The organism is Skermanella sp., assembly GCF_059503625.1.
Genome location: NZ_JCACHA010000488.1, coordinates 1 through 2,210 on the forward strand (window position 1 = coordinate 1; position 2,210 = coordinate 2,210).

The window sequence follows — 2,210 nt, forward strand, 5'->3', positions numbered from 1 at the left end:
GGGTGCTCGCCGCCGGACGCACGGGGGACATGGACCCGGCGCTCCTGCTCCTTCTTCTGAGCGAGTTTGCCACAGCCAGGCTTGATCCCGGCGAGGATCTCCGCGCGCTCATGATCGGCCTTCTCGAGCAGAATGCCGATCAGTCTGCGGCCGACACCGGACAGATGGCGGAGTTTGCTGCCGATCTGGCGAAGAGTGTCAAGGGAGACGTCTTCGCCCTGCACGCCCATCTGACCGAGACGGGCGCTGCGTTTCCGGAAGAACACCGCAGCGCCATGGCGGCGATGCTGCTGCAGTCCAGCGAGCCGGTGGCCCGAGAGGCCGCGGTCGGCTGGCTGCTGGATCCGTCGCCCGGCGTGCGGGCAAGCATTGCCGACAGCCTGGCGGAAGCAGCACCCCGAGGGCTCGTGACGCCCGTTATGCTCCGCCGCATGATTGCAGTCCGCAATTGGCTGCCGGAAACTGGCGGGAGCCGATCGACGCTGGATCAGGCTATCCAGGCCTGCCGCCGCCAGGGCGTCGACTGCGCCTCCTGGCCCGAGGCCCAGGTCCGGGATGTCCTGGCATCGGGTGTTGACGGCTCGGGCGCCATCGGCATCCTGGTTGTCTGCCGGGAAGGGCGCCGGCACGCCCTGGGCAGCCTGCTGCTCAAGCACGGCATCGGGGTGCGCGATGCCTGGACCCAGCATGGCATAAGCCGGGCCGAGGTCGAGGGCATCCTGCTCCAGACCGGCGGCAGCGTTGGTCAGTACGCAGTTGATCGGGAGTTTTTGAGGACGGCGACTGCGCATTTTCTGGCGGTGAGCCTCGAGACCGGCACCCTGCCGCCGTTCGTTCTGGTCGACTTCCTGGAAACAGTGGGGCTGCACTCGGTTCAACCGGAGCTGATGTCGACCGAAGCACTGCTGATTATGCTGGAGAAGGGGATCGAGCCGGAAGCTCGCATGGCCGCCGTGCTGGATGGCCTGCTGGCGGAAGGTGCCGAGCTTGCGGACGAGTATCCCTTTCTGGACAGCTGGTTCGAGGACGGCGATCAGGTACAGTCTCTGCTCGGCGGCAAGCGCCTGAGCACGGCAAGGCGGGAGGCGATAGTGCTGGAGCAGGTCCTCGAGCCCCGGCGGCATCGGTGGACCGACCTCCTGGCCTGGACAGCCTTCATGCTCAGCCGCAGCGACGAGGACGAGTGCTGGATGGACTTCTACGCGGCCGCCCGGGCGCTGGCGGACGGCCGCGGAGTTGGTGACATTGCCGTCATGCGGTATGTTGCCGGTCAGACCGTGGAAGCGCAGAAGCACCGGCAGCGGTGGCAATAGCGAGTGCCCGGTCGAGGAGACGGTCAGGCAAGCGCTCCTCGGCGAAGTTCACTGAATCGGGAGGAAACAACAATGAATGACAATCCTGAGGAACAAATCCAGCGGCGTGCCTACGAGATCTGGGAGCGTGACGGATGTCCCGAGGGTAAGCGGGACGAACACTGGACTCAGGCGTGTCGGGAGATCGCCGCTGAAACTGGAGTTGAAACAGATTGCACCAGCCGGCCTGTGGCCTTTGGCAAGGAGGAGGACACGGAAACCGCCGGTGACGGCAAACGTTCAACCCGGATTCGATCGGCAGGTCCCGACGCCATGCGTGACGATTTGCGTCGCCCGTGGGACAAAACCGATCAAAGCTCGGACGAATCCTTCCCCGCCAGCGATCCGCCCGCGTATTGATGAAGCTTTTTCAGAACCTGAAACGGCGGCCGAGTGACGAACTATCTTGTGTGGATCGGTTGCGTGGCGCTTCAAGCAACCAGGTTTCCCTGATTGTGTATTCCGACGAAGCCGGCCACTAATTCCAACCGGAAGCCGGCCCTTGTTCCGACGCGATGTCGGCCATCATTCCGATCTGAAGCCGGCCACCATACCGATCTGATGTCGGCCGGGTCTGGATGCTGACAGGTCGATTGTGCTCATCTCATGGGACGCAGGTCCGGTCAAGCTTTCGTCGAGCTCGGGTTGCACCGTCTGCCCGGCCCCCGCGGGGGCCGGGCAGACGGTGGTGGTCACTTTTGCTCGACTTCGGCTTTGCGTTTGCGCAGGGAATCCCCGCTCAGTTCGATCCGGTAGGCATTGTGAACGATGCGGTCGAGGATCGCGTCGCCCAGGGTGGGATTCCCGATTATCGCAGACTGCCGCTGTTTTCGATCGACTGATCACTGAGGTCACGAT

At 64.0% G+C, this 2,210-nt stretch carries 2 protein-coding genes and 1 pseudogene; 2 read left to right on the plus strand and 1 reads right to left on the minus strand.

The window, feature by feature from the left end; genetic code table 11:
- Window positions 1-1,313 (plus strand): hypothetical protein (locus AC5JJ6_RS10655; protein WP_496042014.1); only part of this gene is annotated, 1,313 nt, incomplete at its 5' end.
- 72 nt (window positions 1,314-1,385) lie between these two features.
- Window positions 1,386-1,712 carry a DUF2934 domain-containing protein gene (locus tag AC5JJ6_RS10660; protein WP_496042015.1) on the plus strand — a complete coding sequence of 109 codons (327 nt, stop codon included), beginning with the start codon at window positions 1,386-1,388 and terminating at the stop codon, window positions 1,710-1,712.
- A gap of 332 nt (window positions 1,713-2,044) precedes the next feature.
- Here AC5JJ6_RS10660 and AC5JJ6_RS10665 read toward each other — a convergent pair.
- Window positions 2,045-2,164: pseudogene (locus AC5JJ6_RS10665) on the minus strand (ATP-binding protein); the annotation flags it as partial.
- Between the last annotated feature and the right edge of the window lie 46 nt (window positions 2,165-2,210).